16 protein-coding genes and 1 pseudogene are annotated in these 17310 nt (G+C 60.6%); 3 read left to right on the plus strand and 14 right to left on the minus strand.

What is annotated here, in order from left to right; translation table 11 throughout:
* Positions 1-94 precede the first annotated feature (94 nt).
* A complete protein-coding gene (locus CV102_RS17665; protein WP_148859323.1) occupies positions 95-400 on the plus strand; it encodes a hypothetical protein in 306 nt (101 codons plus the stop codon).
* Positions 401-638: 238 nt separating this feature from the next.
* Here the strand turns inward: CV102_RS17665 and CV102_RS17670 are convergent, their stop codons facing one another.
* The 9 genes from CV102_RS17670 to CV102_RS17710 form a co-directional block, all read right to left on the minus strand.
* Positions 639-1421, minus strand: a complete 783-nt coding sequence (locus CV102_RS17670; protein WP_148859324.1) for an MBL fold metallo-hydrolase — start codon at positions 1419-1421, stop codon at positions 639-641.
* Between the two features lie 51 nt (positions 1422-1472).
* The gene (locus CV102_RS17675) at positions 1473-1937 is read right to left on the minus strand and encodes a DUF7529 family protein (RefSeq protein WP_148859325.1); all 465 of its coding nucleotides are present in this window, start codon (positions 1935-1937) and stop codon (positions 1473-1475) included.
* An 82-nt stretch (positions 1938-2019) separates the two neighbouring features.
* Positions 2020-2418 carry a DUF7555 family protein gene (locus CV102_RS17680; RefSeq protein WP_148859326.1) on the minus strand — a complete coding sequence of 133 codons (399 nt, stop codon included), beginning with the start codon at positions 2416-2418 and terminating at the stop codon, positions 2020-2022.
* 1 nt (position 2419) lies between these two features.
* Positions 2420-3778 carry an ABC transporter ATP-binding protein gene (locus tag CV102_RS17685; RefSeq protein ID WP_148859327.1) on the minus strand — a complete coding sequence of 453 codons (1359 nt, stop codon included), beginning with the start codon at positions 3776-3778 and terminating at the stop codon, positions 2420-2422.
* Entirely contained in the window at positions 3775-4926 is a 1152-nt protein-coding gene (locus CV102_RS17690; RefSeq protein ID WP_148859438.1) for an ABC transporter ATP-binding protein, read from the minus strand. Before CV102_RS17690 ends, CV102_RS17685 begins: the two co-directional genes overlap by 4 nt.
* A gap of 8 nt (positions 4927-4934) precedes the next feature.
* The gene (locus CV102_RS17695) at positions 4935-6422 is read right to left on the minus strand and encodes an ABC transporter permease (RefSeq protein ID WP_148859328.1); all 1488 of its coding nucleotides are present in this window, start codon (positions 6420-6422) and stop codon (positions 4935-4937) included.
* Positions 6422-7450, minus strand: coding sequence for an ABC transporter permease (locus CV102_RS17700; protein ID WP_148859329.1), 1029 nt, complete (start codon positions 7448-7450; stop codon positions 6422-6424). The genes CV102_RS17695 and CV102_RS17700 overlap by 1 nt, the downstream gene beginning before the upstream one ends.
* Before the next feature lie 125 nt (positions 7451-7575).
* Positions 7576-9372 carry an ABC transporter substrate-binding protein gene (locus tag CV102_RS17705; protein WP_187433026.1) on the minus strand — a complete coding sequence of 599 codons (1797 nt, stop codon included), beginning with the start codon at positions 9370-9372 and terminating at the stop codon, positions 7576-7578.
* A 179-nt stretch (positions 9373-9551) separates the two neighbouring features.
* Entirely contained in the window at positions 9552-11480 is a 1929-nt protein-coding gene (locus CV102_RS17710; RefSeq protein ID WP_148859331.1) for a bifunctional metallophosphatase/5'-nucleotidase, read from the minus strand.
* 468 nt (positions 11481-11948) lie between these two features.
* On the opposite strand from CV102_RS17710, the gene lrp reads away from it, so the two are divergent.
* Both lrp and CV102_RS27260 read left to right on the plus strand, forming a co-directional pair.
* A complete protein-coding gene (gene lrp, locus CV102_RS17715; protein ID WP_148859332.1) occupies positions 11949-12401 on the plus strand; it encodes an HTH-type transcriptional regulator Lrp in 453 nt (150 codons plus the stop codon).
* A 21-nt stretch (positions 12402-12422) separates the two neighbouring features.
* Positions 12423-12542: pseudogene (locus CV102_RS27260) on the plus strand (transcriptional regulator TrmB); the annotation flags it as partial.
* A 410-nt stretch (positions 12543-12952) separates the two neighbouring features.
* Here CV102_RS27260 and CV102_RS17725 read toward each other — a convergent pair.
* The 5 genes from CV102_RS17725 to CV102_RS17745 form a co-directional block, all read right to left on the minus strand.
* Positions 12953-13357 carry a hypothetical protein gene (locus CV102_RS17725; protein WP_148859333.1) on the minus strand — a complete coding sequence of 135 codons (405 nt, stop codon included), beginning with the start codon at positions 13355-13357 and terminating at the stop codon, positions 12953-12955.
* Positions 13358-13383: 26 nt separating this feature from the next.
* Complete coding sequence (locus CV102_RS26715; RefSeq protein WP_233710730.1) at positions 13384-13815, minus strand: hypothetical protein; 432 nt, start codon at positions 13813-13815, stop codon at positions 13384-13386.
* 356 nt (positions 13816-14171) lie between these two features.
* The gene (locus CV102_RS17735; protein WP_148859334.1) at positions 14172-15308 is read right to left on the minus strand and encodes a serine hydrolase domain-containing protein; all 1137 of its coding nucleotides are present in this window, start codon (positions 15306-15308) and stop codon (positions 14172-14174) included.
* 359 nt (positions 15309-15667) lie between these two features.
* A complete protein-coding gene (locus CV102_RS17740; protein ID WP_148859335.1) occupies positions 15668-16651 on the minus strand; it encodes a hypothetical protein in 984 nt (327 codons plus the stop codon).
* A 340-nt stretch (positions 16652-16991) separates the two neighbouring features.
* Positions 16992-17252 (minus strand): HalOD1 output domain-containing protein, encoded by a 261-nt coding sequence (locus tag CV102_RS17745; RefSeq protein WP_148859336.1) that lies wholly within the window; start codon positions 17250-17252, stop codon positions 16992-16994.
* Positions 17253-17310 lie beyond the last annotated feature (58 nt).

A 17310-nucleotide genomic window follows, 5' to 3' on the forward strand; every position in this document is an offset into this window, starting at 1 on the left:
TGAGAATATTGCGTTCGTCCGCTCGATAAATTCCCGTATTCCCACTTTTTAGGCGATAAGAAGGCTTATACTGGCAGGGTTGGATGGTCAAAGTATGGAAGATGGAAACCAACTGACAAATATCGTCACAATCATTGGCAAAGGAGTTCCAGCGAATTACGAAATCAGTGTTGATGGCAACATTGAAATGGTAGACGCTGATCCACTCGAGAAGACAACAATCGTCTCAGAGCATGCCGTAGAGGGAGCGATCGAAACCGGGGTACAACGATTCCGGTTTTCCGGCCAGATGGCGAACGTGCACCTTGTCGATTGGAACGGGGTCGCCGCGCCAAAGTCATCGAGTACACCGGAAGTCCACATCGATTACGGTGTATCTGGCCGGAAGAATAGCCGCTAGATCGGCAACGCGGTCTCGGTTCACTGACCTTCTGCAATCGCGGTGGTGAATCAGCTGCTATCGTTGGTTTCGAGTTTCGTCATCCGTGACCACCGGTCGATCCTCGGTCGAAGAGGACGTCATCACTGCATATTTACCCCGCTGTTCGATCGAACGGTGACGCTTCGGGAGAAGACAGTCTGAGAGACGGACCGGACGCCCACCGGGTGATGCGAACCCTGCTGAGCGACGCCGACCGCTACAGCGACAGCGCGTCGAACCGGTCGGGGACGACAATCCGGCCGTCGAATTCGGCTTCCGCCTGTCGTCGAAGCCGCTGGGGATCCTCGTACCGATCGGCGACATGAACGAGCCACAGTTCGTCGGCATCGGTTGCCGCCGCGAACACCCCTGCTTCGCGGGCAGTTCCGTGGCCAAGGTCGGCGGCAAGTTCGGCCCCGTCGTCGGCGTACATCGCCTCGTGGATCACGACGTCGCATGTCTCGACGTGGTCGCGGAGTGCGGGCATCGCCGTCGTGTCCGCGGTGTAAACGATCCGGCGACCGCCGTCGAAGACGAGCCCCTGCGTCGGTACCGTGTGCTCGGCGGGAGCGACCTCGACTGTTACATCTCCGACCGAGAATGTATCTCCAACGTCAGTTTCACGCACCTTGTCTTCCTCAGAGAGGACGTCCTCGAGCCCGGGCGTTACGATGTCCATGAGCGCCCGGAGGTCAGAAACGGTATCTTGACTTCCACGAATCGTCAACGGCTGGGTTGGCGGCGTTGCGCGGATCGCGCCGATCCGCGCGAAAAACCGGCCGAGGAGGACGTTCGGAACGCCGAGCAGGTGGTCGGCGTGGGAGTGCGTACAGAAGAGGTCGGTCACGTCGCCCGGCGAGTGGCCAAGCTCCTCAAGCGTCGCGGGAACGGCGGTGCCGGCGTCGACGAGCAGGCAGCCCTCGTCCGTTTCGAGCAGGAGGTGGACCGTTTCACCGATCCGCGGATACGCTGCGGTACCGAGCAGTCGAAGCGTCGCCATACCTCGCGTTTTTCGTCACCCCGGATTCGTGTTACGGATCGCGTCTGTCGGTCAGGCGGGCGGCTCAAACAGTGTCGGGTCGTCGTGCTCGAACGTCGCAACGGGTGTTCCGTCGAGCCGTTGCAGGTAAGTGGCGATCGTTCCTTCGCGGGCTGCCTCGTCGAAACAGTCCCGTGCGTGGTCGTATGCGACGGCGCTGGCGATCAGTACGGCCCTACACTCGCCTGGGTCTTTGAGGACCGTCACGGCGTACTCGGTGTCGCCGGCGACGGCGACGTACGCCTCCGATGTGGAGAACGAGCCGTCCTCGACGAGCGGGTCGAGGCGGTCGGCGTCATCGCCCTGGATCACGTGGACAAGCCCGAGCCGGTTGTCGGAGTCGGTTCCGGCGTCGCGGGTGACGGCTCCGGTATCGCCTGCGACGACCGTGAGCGTCTCCCAGCCGCCGCTCGCGAGGTCGTCGGCCATCATGTGCATGTCCTCGAGCGTCGCTTCCCACGGTGTTCCGTCGGCCATACCCGAGTGATGCCACTGCAGGCACGAAAACATCCCGAACTACCGGTCGGATTCGCGGCGGGACTATCGGTCGAAATCGTGTTCAGACGCCGACGCCAAAGATGGCTTCGAGCAGGTACGAGACGAGCAGGACTCCCAGTCCCGCGACGCCGAGTTTCGTCGCGTCGGAACAGCGGTCATTCGGTGGGAGGAGCCACGGATCCGGCAGCAGCCGTTCGAGGAGCGGACGCAGGTGCGAGGTGCGTTCGTCGGGTGGCGACATCGTCTGCCGGTCCTCCTTGTCCGGATGACGGGTGACGGCCGTTCTGAGCTGAACGGCGGCGGTGCCCGTTACGAGCAACCCAAGAACGAACAGCGCATGTTTGACCGCGACGAACCCATACCCGAGTCCGAACGCCGCGACCGTCGTCGTTCCGACGGCGAGAATAACAAGGATCGCGGCGGCGACGACCAGATCGAGGGCGACGAGCGCGAGTCGCATTCTACCGGTCGGGACGGGCTGAGGTGGGTTCGTCCAGTCCTGCGACGTCCTCGCGGTGGTGATGACAGCGACTCGTTCGGCCGCTGTCGTCGACGACGTGGGCTGCGGGGAGGTTGGTGTCGCAGTCGCTGCCGAACCGGTCCTGTAGATATGCGAGTGCGGCGGGTTCGCCGCCGTCGGCCAGTCGTCGCTCCGTCTCGTCGACTTCAACTGCAACCGCTTCGGGAACGGTCACGTCCCCGAACGTCGACTCGCGAATCTCCTCGAAGTCGGCGGCCGGGTCGTCGAGTCCGATCGTCCGGCGAACCCGGGTTCCGAGGGTATCCGCGCCGCGAGCGCGTTCGCGGAGCACGGTCCGAAAGAGATCGATCCGATCCCAGAGTTCCTCGGAGAGGTCGTCCCACTCTTCGGGGCGAACAGTCATCGGACAGCGCGTCGAGAACGGACAGCCGCTGGGCGGATCCTGCGGACTCGGCGGCGAGCCCCGAAGCGGGATCCGCTCGCGGTCGGCCGTTGGATCCGGCGTTGGGATCGCTGATAGCAGCGTTCGCGTGTAGGGGTTCGCGGGGTCGGTGAACAGCCGCTCGGTGTCACCGATCTCCATGATGTTGCCGAGGTACATCACGGCGATGCGGTCGCAGGCGTGACGAACTACTGAAAGGTCGTGGGCGATCAGCAGGTAGGTGAGCCCGAGTTCGTCCTGAAGGTCCTCGAGCAAGTTGAGGATCTTTGCCTGCACCGAGACGTCAAGTGCGCTCGTGGGCTCGTCGAGGACGACGAAGTCGGGGTTCAGCGCGAGCGCCCGGGCAATCCCGATGCGTTGGCGCTGCCCGCCGGAAAACTGGTGGGGGTAGCGGTAATAATGCTCCGATCGGAGCCCGACGAGATCGAGCAGTTCTCGGACGCGAGCCCGACGCTCTCGCGGCGTTTTCCACTCGTAGGAGTCGAGCGGTTCCCGAATGATTTTCCCGACCGTCAGTCGGTCGTTCATGCTCGATTCAGGGTCTTGAAACACGATCTGTGCGTTCTGGCGCCATGCTTTGAGATCGTCGCCCGACAGCGTCGAGACGTCGGTACCGTCGAACGAAACCTGCCCGTCGGTCGGCGTCTCGAGTCGGACGAGCGTTCGTCCGAGCGTCGTCTTTCCACAGCCGCTCTCGCCGACCAGCCCGAGCGTCTCGCCGCGTTCGATCTCGAAACTGACGCCGTCGACGGCCTTGACGGGGTCGTTTGAGCGGAGGCCGTCGGTTTCGTAGTACGTCTTTAGGTTCTCGACGGCGATCAGCGTCTCGTCGTCCGTTGCGGCGCCGGCCGTCGGGGCCTCGGTTGCGCCGGTTTGTGAGTGTGCTTGCTCGCTCATTCGTCAGTCACCTCGGTCGGTTTGTCCCCGTCCGCGGGCTCGTTCTCGTGGCCGCCATCGGTTCGCGGCTCGTTGTTCGCGTCATCGATGGTCTCCTGGCTTTCGTGGGCGTCGAGACGCCACTCCTCGGAACGGTTCTCGGGGTACAGTAGACAGGAGACGACGTGGTTGCCATCGTCGCCCTCGTTGACCGGTACCGCCGCGGGTCGGATCCGTTCGCAGCCTCCGAGCGCTTTCGGACACCGGGGTGCGAACCGACAGGACCGAGCCGGGCCGGTCGCCGTTGGGACGTTGCCTTCGATCGTGTGCAGGCGCGCTGCGTGCGGGTTGCGTCCAGGAATGCTCTCGAGTAAGCCCCGCGTGTACGGGTGTTTCGGGTCGGCGAACAGTGGTTCGACGGGCGCTCGCTCGATGATTTCGCCGGCGTACATGACGGCGACGCGGTCGGCGATTTCGGCTATCACGCCCATGTCGTGGGTGATGAAAATCATTGCGAGATCCCGCTCGCGCTGGATCTCCTCGAGGAGGTCCAGGATCTGGGCCTGTGTCGTCACGTCGAGTGCGGTCGTCGGCTCGTCACAGATCAGGAGATCGGGATCACAGGCGAGTGCCATCGCGATCAGCGCGCGCTGGCGCATCCCGCCCGAGAACTCGTGCGGGTACGATTTGAGGCGACGGCGTGCGTCGGGGATGTTGACCGATTCGAGCAACTCCGCGGCCTCGTCGGTTGCTTCCGAACCGCTCAGATCCTGGTGTAGTTCCAGGGCTTCCTTGATCTGGTTGCCGACCGTATACACCGGGTTCAGGCTCGTCATTGGATCCTGGAAGATCATCGCGATGTCGCTACCACGGTATGCTCGGAGTTCGGCGTCGGACTTACCGACGAGGTTTTCGCCGCGATAGCGGACGCTACCGCCGACGATGTGGCCGGGAGATTTGATCAGTCCCATGATCGAGCGCGCGGTGACGCTCTTGCCTGATCCCGACTCGCCGACGATACCGAGTGTCTCGCCGGGGTACACCTCGAAGTCGATCCCGTCGACGGCGTGGATCTCTTCCTTATCGGTGTAGAATACCGTCCGGAGTTCCTCGACGGCTAGCAGGGGTTCGATATCGTCGTCGGCTCGCTTCGCTCGCGGGGCAGCCATAGCATCGCTCATGCGCCCGTCCCTCCGGCGGCAGCCTCGTCGGCGTCGCCGCCACCGTCACTCTGTGGGTCGATCGCGTCTCGGATGCCGTCGCCGAGCGCGTTGAACGCCGTGACGACGAGCACGATGAAGATACCTGGCATCAGGGAGATATGCCACGACGACGTCGTGACGTAGTCCTGGCCGGCGTTGATCGCTCTGCCCCACTCGGGCGTCGGTGAGTCGACGCCGAGTCCGAGGAACGAGAGCCCGGCGACGCCGACGATGATCCCGCCCAGCGTCATCGAGGCATAGATCAGCAGGTAGCCGAGGATATACGGGAGCATGTGCCGGCGCATCGTTGTCGTCGACGCCTGCCCGTAGCTGCGCGCGGCATCGATCCATTCGCGGTCGGCGACCTGAAGTGCGGGACCGCGGACCGCCCGCCAGAGCGCAGGCCACCCTGTCGCGCCGAAGATCAACGCGAGGACGACCGCGCCGCTGTACAGGCCTCCGATCCAAGTGTTCGCCAGCACCACCGACAGCAACACCAGTAAGAGTAGTCTGGGCATCGCCTGCACGGAGTCGCTGATGAGGACGAACGAGAGGTCGAGTTTCCCTTTGTAGTAGGCACCGAATAGGGCGAGGGCGGCGGCCGCAACGCTGCTAATCGCGAGGCTCAACAGTCCGATCAGTAGCGAGACGCGCGCCCCGAACACCATGAACGTAAACAGGTCCTGGCCGGATGGCATCGTTCCCAGTGGGTGGAACCGGTCGTAGTTGTCGTAGCTCATCGGGCCGACGTTGGAATCTCCGCCTCGGGAGGCCGACTCTCGGTTGGCATCGCCCGCGGTCGTCTCGACGACCTCGCCGGCGCCGTTGTCGTAGTATTCGATTGTATTCGAGTACGGATCGACGATGTTCTGCTCGAGCGGTGCGGTCGCGAGTACCGGTGCGAACAGCGCCATTACGACGAACGCGAGGACGATCACGAGCCCGAACTGGCCCCACCGGTGGGTTCGAAGCCGGGCGACGACGTCGTCTCGGGGTGTCCAGTCGGCGTAGCGGTAGTGGCGCCGGAACAGGACGTACGCATACCAGATCCACGCGACGAAGGCGGCGGCGTAGGCGTAGACGAGAACGACGCGGAACGCCCACGCAAGCGCCGGAGAGAGTCCGAGGAACGTCTCCTGCCAGCCCTCACCCGGAACGTAGTACCCTTCGTTCGGGACCAGTTCCCGCGAGAGCAGCGTCGGCAGGTCCGCGACCCACTGGCCGGCGGCGTTGACTGAGCCCGACCCGGGGATAGGCGGGAACGGTCCGAGGAGCGTACCCCACGGGATCGAGTTGACGAGGACACCAGCGATCGCGCCGAACTGGACGGCGACGAGCGCCGCAAAACCGAGCGCCCAGATCGCCGCCGGGCGCGGGTTCTCCGCGATCCGCTCGCGGATCGGGCGGTCCTCAAAGTCCTCAACGAGCACTGCGCCAGCGTCATCTGTATTGTCTGTCGACATTAAGCACCACCCTCCTCGAGTCCCACGCGGGGATCGATGATCGTATACAGGACGTCCTGCAGGATGTTCACGCCCACGAGCACGAGGATGAACACGTACATGAGCGAGGCGACGAGCGGCAGATCGCCGTTAATAACAGCCTGGAAGAACAGGTAGCCGAGTCCGTTGATTCCGAAGACGACCTCGACTAGCACTGCGCCGCCGATCAGCAGGAACGCCTCGCTCGTGATCACGGGCACCAACGGGATGAGCGCATTCCGGAAGACGTGCTTCCAGACGATCTTCTTTGCCGAGACGCCCTTGGCCTTGGCCGTCTCAACGTAGTTCGAGTTGATCGTCTCGAGGACGGCGGTGCGGCCGATTCGCACCTCGTTACCCATCGACGCTGAGCCGAGGACGAGCGCGGCCGGGAACACTCGCTTGAACTCGCGGACGAATCCGTCCCAGGTCGTAATGTCGCTGAAGTCGTAGGCGCCGGTGACTTCGCTCTCGACGAGAAACCCGCTCCAGTTGAAGCCGAAGAAGTACTGCTGGGACTGGGCGAACAGCGCGAGCAGGATAATCGCGAGCCAGAAGTTCGGCATCGCGCGCCAAACGATTCCGCCGAAAGAAACGAGGTAGTCCGCCCGCGTGTTCGGGTTGAGCCCGGCGTAGAAGCCGAGCGGGATACCGAGACAGACCGCGATCAGAATCGACCAGAAACCGAGCCAGAGCGTCCGCGGCGCGTACGTCAGAATCAGGTCGTACGTTCCAGCACCTGGACTCAACACCCACGACTGACCGAGGTTGAACAGGAGCAGATCGGTCATGAATTCGATGTACTGTTCCCACAGCGGTTGGGTGAGTCCGAGCTGTTCGCGGGTCTCCTCATACTGGGCCTGGGCCGACGGCGTGTCCGGTGAGCCGACGATCGCGGCCGCCGGGTCGATCGGGCCGAGCCGGATGATCAGGAACGTCAGCGAAGTGCCGAAGATGACGACCGGGATGGCGAGCAGTATCCGCCGGAGCAAGTAGCCGAGACGACTCATCGACTCGCCTCGTCCTGTCCGCTATCGATTCGGCGAAGACCCGTCCGGATCGCTCCCAGCGTGCGTCGCTCGCGCGAGGAGTTCGATTGCGGCTGCCGGTTCATATGGATGCACTCTGCATCGTCTCAGGGCTGGTCGTCGATTGAGACGGTGTTATACTGCTGGTACTCCATGACGCCGTGCATCGAGATATCGACCCAGTCGTAGATGAACCGGTGAACGCGTTCGTGGAGCAGCGGGAGCTGTGCGACCATCTCTAGATTCGCTGCCTCGATCCGCTCGAACGCCTCGTTCCGAGCCTCTTCTTCTTCGTCGGTCTCGCCGCGGTTTTCAAGGTACTGTTCCCACGCGTCCTCGGCCTCGTCGGCGTACTCCGCGTCGACGCCCTGGGAGATCCGGGTGAACTGGGGTGCATCGGGTGTCGGGTGGAGGAAGCGGTGGAAGATGTCTGGCCCGGGGTAGTCCATCCGGTCCCAGAGGGTAAACGCGTCCATCGTTCCCTCGATCGCGCGGTCGATAATCGTCGCGAACGGGGCCTCCTCGACGTCGATCTCGATGTGGGCCGCGCGAGCTTGCGAGGCCAGTAGCTCGCCGAAGTCCTGCCAGATGCTGTCGGGCATCACCGTAAGCGTCATTTCGTACCGGTCGTCCTCGCCGTAGCCGGCCTCTTCCATGATCGAGGCCGCCTCCTCGATCTGGCTTTCGGCGTATCCGTACGGGTACTCGTTCTCAGCCATCTCATGATACCGGTCCTCGCCACCTGGGAACGTCGACGGCGTGACGATGTGGTAGGCCGGGTCGTACATCTCGTTGAACTCGTTTTCGGCGAGACGGTGCTGGTCAATCACGTGAGCGATGGCGCGCCTCGCTGCCAGTTCGTCGACATTTGCCGTGTTGAACACGATATAGTGTGAGATGAGCACCTCCGAGGACTGGTACTGCACTGTCTCCTCGTTGTCGAGCGGGCCGTACGTTCCGATCTCCCGGCCCTCTTCGTCGGTGTCTTCGATCTCGAGCAGGTCGGGATCGAACTGCGAAGGCTCCATGGTGAACACGTCGAGGTTACGGTTCAGCGCACGGTTCAGCCGCGCGTTCGAGTCATCCATGATCGACCAGTGGACGCCGTCGATCTCGGCCACCTCACCGTGGTAATCATCGAAGCGTTCGATCGAGAGGTGACTCCCCTCTTGCCAGTCCTCGAACTGGAATGGACCGGTCCCGATCGGGTTCTCCGTACCGAACTCCGACTGGTCCATCTCGCCGTCGTAGCCCTCGATGTCGCCGACGACGCCCTCAGGCGTGGCGGCAAAGGAGATGTTCGCGAGCTGGTCTAGGGTCATGTAGAACGGCCGCGCGAGCTCGACCCTAAGCGTGTGGTCGTCGACGGCCTCAACCGCCAGCGAGTCTGGCACGAGTTCGCCCTCGTCGTCGCGCTCGTGAGCGATCTCGAACGTATCAAAGAGGTCGTCGGCGTTTCGCGTGTCTGGCGACTCTGCCATCCGCCGCCACGAGTAGACGAAGTCGTCGGCGGTCAGCTCGCTGCCGTCGTGAAACTGCACGCCCTCTTTGAGTTCGAACTCGTAGACCGCGCCGTCCTCCTCGGTCGTCCAGTCCTCGGCGAGCTGGCCCTCCGCCGGCAGTCGGCCGTCGGTGTGGGTCGTAAGCCGTTCGTAGATGTTGTATTCGCCGACGCTGTCGAGCTGGATGATGACCGGATCCATCGAACTGATCGAGTCGACCGCCATCCGGAGGTAGGTGCCGTCGACGTCACCATCGCCGCCCTCGCCGTTCTCATCGATCTCCTCGCCGCCCCCGCAGCCCGCGACCGTGGTCGCCGCCGCGACCCCACCCGCCGCGAGAAACGATCGGCGCGAGAAACGCTCGTCGGTACTGCTCCCGTCAGCCCCCCCTGAACTGGTCATGAAGTTACTCGATACAGTGTGTAAGCGAAGCAAAAGTGTTTCGAAATCTTTCATAAAATCGATGTATTGACACAATAGCGAGACGTTCCCGTACATATTGGTATGGCGTCTGGACAATTCGTGTGTCGAGGGGTCCGGTGTGCCGTCGTCCCAATCCACCGCGTCCTCGGAACGGCGGGTTAGAGGCCGTCGACGGTCCCCTTGAGCCGGTAGGCGTCGATCGCTGCGGCGACCGGCAGTTCGAGCGAGTCGCCGTCGTCCTCGTATCCGAACGCCTCGTCATCCGGTTCGTAGTCGCCGAAAATCCGCAGATCGGTATCGGGTCGGTTCGCCGCGCTCGTGAGCGCGCCGGTATCGGTCCGGTCGAACGCGACGCGGAGTTCCGCCGCCTCCTCGTCAAGCGCGACGTCCACCGCCTCGGCAACGACCCCCGTCTGCGTGACGGCGACAAACGTTTCCGGGACGACGTCGACCGCCGTCACCGGGGCGTCGAATACGAACGTCAGTTGGCCGCGGGTCCGATCGACATCTCTGCTCTCACCGACGTCCTCGTCGACCCGGAGCATCCGTTCGTCAGTCCGTGGCGAGACCTGACCCGCCTCCTCGAGGGCGTCGAGGACGATCTGGCCAACGAACTCATCGGACTCGGAGACGACTTCGGCATCCGCGAGGACATCGCGCGCTCCGAGGAGGAAATCGAGCGTGGCGAGTTCGTACGTTTCCTCGGGGTCGAGCGGTTCGTCGCCGACGTAGAAGTTCTCGGCGACGGCGTCGCCGTCGTGACCACGCCACTCGTACTGCACTCCCGAGACCTGTTTGCCCGGTTGGGCGCCGAAGCTCGACCAAGGGAGGGCCGAGACTTGACTGGAGAGGTACTCAATGATGGTCTCGCCGGTGACCTCGGCGACGACGAGTCGGTTCGGGAACGGCAGGATGTTGAGCACGTCGAGCCCGTCGATCTCGCCGGGGCCGTAGACGTCGTTCGTTCGGATGCCGCCTGGGTTCAAGATTGCGAGGTCGGCGTCCGCGTACTCGCGCATTGCGTCGGTTGCGAGGTTCCCGAACGCGCTCTCGGTACCGTAGTTCGTATCGACGCGAACGTCGAGGGGGACGTCGGTCTCGAAGAACGGGTGTCCGTACTCGTCCTCGAGGTCGCCGCGCCACTCCTCGACGATCGCTTCCATGCCGGCGTCGGGCTCGATGTCGGTCGTTACTTCGACCAGTTCGTAGTCGACCAGTTCGCCCGCCGCGTCGAAGGTCAACGCGCCGAGGTAGCCGAACTCCTTGCCGACTCGGCTGACGACCGAGCCGTCGATGATCGTCGGCGGTTCCGGTGTCTCGTCCACGACATCGTCCGGCAGGTCATCGATTCCATCGACGTCGCCCGAGGAGCCGACGAACGCGTCGACCCCGGCGACTTCGGTCGGCACGTCGAACTTATCACCCTGGGGCACGCGGCCGGCACAGACGATGAGGTCCGCACCCTCGTCGTCGAGCGCGGCGACGGCCTCCTCGGCGGCCTCGGTCTGGCCGAGCACCTGCCAATCATCGGGGTAGTCGGTCGTCGAGGTGAAGTCCTCTCGGGCGAGCGAAAAGAACCCAATCGTAAACTCGCCGACGTCGACGGTCGTCCAGCGTTCGGTACCGGGAACCGGCTCGCCGTCGTCGGTAAGCAACTGGGCGTTCACCCACGGGAACTCGCTGTCCTCGAAACGGTCGGCGGCGATGTCGGCACCGAAATCGAAGTCGTGATGGCTGACGCCGTTGACGACCGGGTCGAGTTTGTTGAGCGCCGGCACCATGTGCTCGCCCTCGTAGACGAGGCTGAGCACCGACGGCGAGAGGTCGTCGCCGCCGCCGACAAACACGGCATTGTCGTGTTCCTCGAGTAGGTCGCTCACGGCAGTCGCGTAGCGTGCGATGTTCGGCTCGTCGTCGTCGCCGAACCGGCCGTCAAAGTGCGTATCGTAGACGAGCGTGACCGTCTCGTCGTCGACTGCGGCGGTGGCTGAGGTCACGGCACCGGTAGTGCCGAGTACCGAAAGGCCAGCTGTCGTCTGCAGAAGTCGTCGTCGCGTTCCATCGACCCGTGTGTGATCTTCTGACATACAGATCCAGGGTAGGAGGGATAGGTGTTAACTCCTTATAATTCCGTTTCTCATGAAACAGCATCTCGCCCGACACTGTCTGCTTGAGTCAATTAAGGAACAAGGAGTGATGGGAATATAACATACTCTAGGGTGACTGAGGGTAATAGAGGCGCGTACCTTAGACCACAACCACCATGATATACCCTGTCGAAGGGAAATTCACCTCTCTTCGGTCTGAGTTACCTGCAAATTCTACTAGGTAGTCGCATTACTCGACGGTTCAAAACTGACAACCAATTACCCAGAGTGAAGGGTAGTCGACTAATCTTAGTTTGTCTGAGGAGTAGACTAAACGGGAAGACTGTTCTGATTCATACCCGATATTTTTGAGACTAGCCTCGGTCACTATCGTTCTCAATGTAATTCCCAGGCAGAGAACGTGGCTATTCGCAAACTTCTAGTGGCGAGTGTGAGTTACATTGTCTGATGGCCTACGAAAATCTCGACACAGATTTGATCAATGAACTTCTCGGTGATGGTCGCGCTAGTCTTCGAAGTCTAGCGGAGGAACTCGATGTGTCCGTGACGACGGTCTCGAATCACCTTTCTGATCTCGAGGAGAACGGCGTTATCCAAGGGTACACACCAGTCGTCGACTACGACGCTCTCGGTTACGATGTGACCGCTGTGATGCAGCTCAAAGCTGAAGGCGATGCACTCGCTGAAATCACGGAGACGCTGCAAGATCACGACCAGATGATATCTATCTACGAGGTCACTGGCGACTACGATATCGTCGTGATCGGTAAGTTCAGAGATACTGATGATATGAACGACCAGATCAAAGCCCTAATTACGGATCCCAATATCACACAGTCGAACACCAGTATCGTTCTTGAAAGCGTCGCTGAGAACGGGCAGTTCAAGCTCGAGAGCTGACAACCCCTCTTCTGAGGGATGAAGCGAGTCCAACGGTCGGATGCGAAGGCCGTCGAATTGTTCGATATGTTCGTCCAGCAGCATTCTTACATTCCGTTTCCCGAATTGCTCGACGGTGCGACGCTTCGCGTGCTCTACTATGGGATGAACAGGCGCAAAACCTCGCCGTTTACGGCGGGAATACGCGCCGTCACTGAACGACACAAACCACCGATGACAGCAGTGCTGGATATTCCACACCCCAATTCAAATAATTACAACATATCGTCTCATAACCAGTTATGGAAACGCTCCACGAATGCACGTCCACCGCACACAACGAGCGAGAATCCGCACCCACTCGCAAGTGGCGCGGATGCTCGACCTGCACGCGTGGAGTGCCAGTAAGATGTTGCGAACTATCACGGGCGTGCTCGACCAACGGGCACGGGACGAACCCTTCGGGGATTCGCGTTCACCACGTTGATGGTTCGTATATTGTCTTCCGAGAGACGAAGTCTCTCCTGATCACGAAAATCTCCGACTTTCGAACCACTGACCCCCAAGGCAGTTCACTCGTCTTCCGCGCCTGTGAGCCGTCTGAGAGCGACGTAGAGGACGACGAACATCACGGCGAAGACGATGAGACCCTGTACCGCCTTGGCAACTCCGCTCTTTTCGGTGCTATCGGCCGGGCCATCCGCCGCCGGTTCCTCGCTTTGATCGTCCGCCGTTCGGTCGTCCTCGGTCGTTTCGGCTGCGTCTTCGGTCGCCTCGGCGGTTGTTGTCTCCTCTGTCGTCTCGGGAGTCGCGACTCCGGTCGTCTCTTCGACCGCCTCGCGGATCGGATCGCGAAGCGGCGAAGACATGCCGGCGCGGACGGCCTCCTTGACGACCAGTTGGACCAGTTCGTGCTCGAGGTCGAGGTCCTCGAGCGTCGACGCTATCAATGGATCGCTGTTTTCAGTCTGAGACATGGCGATTCCGTAGCGGACGATACAATCTACAGTCGGATAACTCTTCTAGAAGAGCGATAGTGACCACGGGACGAGACACAGTCGTTCGGGTGATTGTTCCGGGAAGAGCGCGAGACCCAGCGGACCCGCGAAAGCGAACGCGCATCGGCTTCGGGTTCGTCCAATGAGACTCGCGAGCGAACGTGGCGAAGATGGTTGCGAGCGATCCAAAAGTCGGTACAGACCGGAATCCTCATCGTGTCGTACTCGCCGAGTCGATCCAGCACGTCGGGAACCTCCTCGAGCGAGCAGGTTTCGGTGACGATCGTTCCGGGATCGATCTCGCCGCCGTCGATCATCTTGAAGATCTCCTCGTACTCGTTCGGTGGCATGCCATAGGTGCCGTAGAACTCGCGTTCGTCGGTGACCATGGTATCGACCGGGATGGATACCTCGCCGCCCTCGTCGGAGGTCGTCATTCCGATGCTGAAATCCTGAGAAGCTCGAGGAATTCACTTGCCTTCTGTGCGACGTTGCCGCCGGCGCGGTCTCATCGATGGTCGTGGCATTGTCGTCCAAGCTGACGTCGCCAATGAGATCGGGACGGTTCAATCGCTGTCAACGATCGACGGGCCGCTCGAGCCAGTCTTCCCAGAGTTCTGTTTTTGTATATCTCATCGCCTCTGTTGAAATCCTCTTCTCTAGACACCTATTTTGTGAGAATACTGTTCACTACACCTGCAGGCTAACCGATTTTCACAGGTGATTCTGGATAGAGGAGCGAAAGGAGCCACGTTACCAACTGTTAGTAGAAAATCGTCTGTGATTGTAGAATTCAGTAGTCCAGTAGTGCCAACCTGACGGCATCGGACATCTCACTAACCCGAGCTGCGTGTTCCCATGATTCCTCGCGAATGCCGTTTGTGACATAGGCGAACCCCACGGTTAGTTCCGGGTCACCCCAGCCAAAGATACTCCCTAGTCCAGCATGGCCGAACATTCGTTCTCGACTGAATGAGCCAAACATGTCGTTGGCCAGCCCACCAGTCCAGAACCCTAGGGCATATCGCGCTGGCCGTGACAGCGTGCCGTCTGATTCCGTCTCAGCGTGGGTCTGGGTCGCTTCGGCGACCGTTTCTTCGTCGAGAAGGCGGGTTCCATCGAGTTCGCCACCGTTAGCAATGCAGGCATAGAACCGGGCCATGTCTCGGGCAGTCCCGATGCCGTTGGCAGCCGGGATCACCGCCCGACGAACAGTCTCGTCGTTGAACGCCTCAGCCGACTCGGAGGCAGGGATACCGAGTCCCTCGCTGGGGTCACGACAGCGATCGAACATCTCAAACCCGGACAACGTCGCAACATCGTCCTCCTCGTCTTCGTCTAACCCGATCGCTGACTCCTCCATGTCCAGCGGGTCGAAGACGTTCTCGGCGACGTACTCGTCGACATGTTGTCCGCTGATGCGACGGATGAGTTCGCCGACGAGCCAGCCGTAGTTGAACGTGTGGTACGCCGGTTGTTCGCCGGGCTTGAAGACCGGTTCGATCTCCTCCATTGCTTCGACGACGGCGTCCCAATCGCCCCACTTCTCGGCTTTGTCATCGAACTCGCCGTACGGGATCCCGGCGGTGTGACCGAGCACTTGCCGGATCGTGATCTCGGATTTCTCCGTGTCGGCGTCGGCGAACTCCGGCCAGTGATCGACCACGGGGTCGTCGTAGTCGGCTCTCCCATCCTCGATGAGTTGGTGCAGCCCAACTCCCGCGTACGGTTTCGTACACGAAAAAATGAGATGTCGCGTTTCCGATGTGGTCTCGCCGCCCTCCGGGCCAGTCGTTCCGCCTGCGAAATCCACCACGAGTTCCCCATCGACGTAGACAGCCAATTGGGCACCGTGATGCAACCCGACATCGAGATGCCGGTCGAACTCCGCTTTGAGTTGTTGTCGATCGCTCTCGGTGATCTGTGCCATGCCCTGATCAGGACACATGGAGATAAATATTTTAGTAAAATGAAAAAACTGCAAAGATCAGCTGTGGTTACTACCTCATCTGTCCTGATCGTTGGAGGGATCGGTCGAGATCGTGGACGAGGCAGGCGAGGGCCAAGGTCACGAAACTGTTTCCACCAGCGTCGTGAACGTTACGCGATAGGTTTCTTAGAAGCGCGTTTCGAGACTCTCCCGGTTACTTCTTTCAGTCTGCTTAGACTTGGAACCTATACATCATAGTTCCATCTTCGCAACATCAGTTTTGAACGAGTTGATGAGCTTCGTCATGTCGGTCGTCGGCTTCGCGGTGAATAGGAAGAGGTTCTCTTGTGATTATTAGCTTATCTGTTGTTCCAGCACTCGAGCGAAAGTTCGTACTCATAGCGAGCCGATCCATAGCTACTAACCCAGATGGTATAGGTGCCAGTTTTTGGAAGACGGTACTCTGAGAGAACGAATTCCTCCCCCGTGAACGTAGTCTCGGCCCCGGGGACGTACGTTCCGTCTGGCTCGAACCGGGAGCCATCGTATCGGCCATCAGGATCGAACAGTCGTGGCCTCGGTCGCGCCGGTTCCTCAGCACTTCGCGTAGTGATCGTTACGCTGTCCCCGCACTTACCCTCGAAAGTATACACATCGTAGAGTTGGGAGGAGTTGTCACGATAGCGGACGTCATCATCGGTGAATTCGCCGACGATTGTTTCACCGCACTCAATGGGGACTAACTCCGGAGAGCGGTCAGTGACGGGGGTCCGATCGCTGCAGTACGCTTCGAGCACATACTCGAAAGTCGGGTCGGCTTTAAACGCCGCCGTAGCGACGAGCCGATACGTCCCGTCGGACGGAAGTCGCGCGGCGACGTGCGCACCGCCCCAGTACCCAGCCTCTGGATCGTAACCGATGAGTTCGTCGCCGTCGAACAGAAACAGCGCAGGGTCGCCTTTGTAGTAGACCGGATCATCACCGTAACCGGGTTCGTAGTTGGGGTTCGGAACGCTGTCGGTATACGCAGAGAAATAAACCCGCTCGTTGGCGTACCCGTCGAAATGATACTCGTGGTATCGATATCCCCCTCGAGCGCCGTTCATCGCGTCCTCACCCGTCGGCGTGCGCGGGTCGTCTTCGGTGAACTGGGCACTCACCAGTTCCCCACATTCAAGCGGGCGTGACTCCGTGCTCTCGTCATCTATCTCGTTCGTTCCGCTGCCCTGATCAGCACTTGCCGCTGTGCTGAGCGCGATCCCCCCGCCGACGAGTGGCACACTGCCAATCCCTTTGAGTATGGCTCGTCGACCCAACGGTCTCTCGTTAAGTGGATCAGTCATTCCGATCTTCTCATACAGTACCACTTGTATACTTATCGAGGCTATAATGTCGATCTTTCGAGTATCGCGCTTGTTTCGAACTTGGTACCGCGTTTATCGTTCAGATCAACAACATTCGCACTGTTGGGACTATCATCGTTAGAACTTCTGAGAAGTACATGATTCAATTGTATGCCTCTGATACGGTCCTCACTGAATTTTTTACGTGAGTGTTAGCTGAGTTGATCCCGAGCATCTGTTTTGTCACTGCAGCGCCGCTGGGGTGAGAACTGGATGGGGCTTGAGTGGTCCGTGCCGTATCGACTCGAGTACTGTGCGGAGCAAGACCTCCCTGGCTGGCCTACTCTGACTCGCAAATCACGATCTCGTCACCATCATTGACAGTGATCTGTAGCCCCTCGTAAGAAAAAGTAATCGTGACGTCGTTCCCTTTCTCGATGAGCGTCTCGAGTGCATCAGCCGAAATCGTCTCCCCCAGCGGCGGCAGATCCAGCGGATCAGTATCCTGAACAGTAGCGACCGCGTCGACCAGTGCGACTACTGTCGGTTCTTCTTCTGAATATTCAGACTGATACTCGATCCGAGTGTTATCATCAATCATATCACTAATAGAGGACGTGTCTGTGTCACTCAGTGCCTTTAGATGGACTGAGATGGTA

The organism is Natronococcus pandeyae (assembly GCF_008122205.1).
Classification (GTDB): domain Archaea; phylum Halobacteriota; class Halobacteria; order Halobacteriales; family Natrialbaceae; genus Natronococcus; species Natronococcus pandeyae.